Raw genomic sequence first — 1,535 nt, forward strand, 5'->3', positions numbered from 1 at the left:
CGGAGAGGGTCCTTTCCAGTTCGGCAGGTTTTACTTCTCCATAGACATGATCGTTGTCCTTCTTGATCTCGATATGATCAAATCCGTTGGAATGCAGGAAATCCAGGAACTGGAGGGTATTTTTCCCGAAACGAATATCCAGTGCCGCACCTATCCTGTGCATACCGCACCACCTCCTGCATAGACAACCTCTCCGTTAACGATCGTACGTGCCACCACAGGAATGCCCATCTGTTCGGTCACGACAAGTATATCTGCACGTTTTCCGACCTCGATCGAGCCGGTCGCATAATCCATACACACTGCTTTAGCAGGATTGAGTGTGACCATTTTAACAGCATCAGGCAGGCTCAGGATCCCCTGCTTCCACAGAATAAAGAGTGAGTAGAGCATGGATGCCGGATTGTAATCCGAGCACAGGACATCGACAAGGCCGGCAGTCACCGCCTGGATGGAACTGAGATTGCCTGATGTTGACCTGCCGAGCACAACATTCGGGGCGCCCATACAAATGGTCATGCCGAGTTCACGACTCCGATTTGCCGCATCAAGTGTTACCGGGAACTCAGAGATGCGTGCCCCGATGCTGTGTACCAGTTCCACCTTCTGTGAACTATCGTCGTCATGTGATGCGATCGATATTCTTTTTGCCAGTGCTTTTTTGGCAACTTCGCGCATGTTTTGCACCTTTATGTTTGCATAACCCGATTTCTTCCTGATTATCCCATCGATTTCGGCATCGTTTAATCCGTATATCCTCTTATGGTACTCCCTGTATTGTTCCGGATCTAAAAACTGTCCCTGTCCAGGGGTGTGGTCCATCAATGATACAAGTTTGACGAGAGGATTTTCGATCACCTCAAGCACATCCTCAAGATCAGTGCTGATCTCGCACCTGACATGCAAAAAATGATTCGTATGGAGCCCGTACCGGCAGTGTGCTATCGTTTTGGCGATCTCTTTTGAAAGACCCACGTGACGCCCCTTTAATTCATCCTCAAAATATGCGATAGCATGTAATTTCGTTGTAATGCCGCATACTGCGTTACTTCTGTCGAGCTGCAGCAGCGCAAAGTCTACAGGAAATCGTGACGAAGGTCGTGGTGAGATGGCCGTTTCGAGATCATCACCGTGAATATCAATGATACCAGGCATCACATACCCCCCTTTCGCATCGATCACATTGCCGGATGTATTTGGTAAAGTATCCCGGATATCTATGATCTTACCGTCTTCGATCCCCACACATCCTTTTTCGATAACACGATCCGGTGTTATTATCTGTCCGTTTATTATACCAAGTTTCATATTACTCACCCAAGCCTCATATCAATCAACTGTACCACTACCAGGGATATCTTCAGGTGTTTTGATTCCAACCATCCGGTTGTTCTTCATAACAATAACCCGGTCAGCCACCTCCCGTACAACAGACAGGTCATGGAATATGCCTATCATAGTGGTCTTGCCCTTTACCTCCCTGAGCATCTTGACCACAACCGCGGTTGATTCCGGGTCAAGCGCAGATGTGGGCT

Annotated in this window: 2 protein-coding genes; both read right to left on the minus strand. The window is 48.2% G+C overall.

Annotated elements, in window-relative coordinates:
* Positions 1-150 precede the first annotated feature (150 nt).
* A complete protein-coding gene (phnM, locus tag K8R76_07570) occupies positions 151-1,317 on the minus strand; it encodes a phosphonate metabolism protein PhnM (protein MCD4848032.1) in 1,167 nt (388 codons plus the stop codon).
* 12 nt (positions 1,318-1,329) lie between these two features.
* A partial coding sequence (locus K8R76_07575) for a methionine ABC transporter ATP-binding protein (protein ID MCD4848033.1) occupies positions 1,330-1,535 on the minus strand: 206 nt, incomplete at its 5' end.

Source organism: Candidatus Aegiribacteria sp., assembly GCA_021108435.1.
In the GTDB taxonomy this organism is placed as follows: domain Bacteria; phylum Fermentibacterota; class Fermentibacteria; order Fermentibacterales; family JCC-6; genus Aegiribacteria.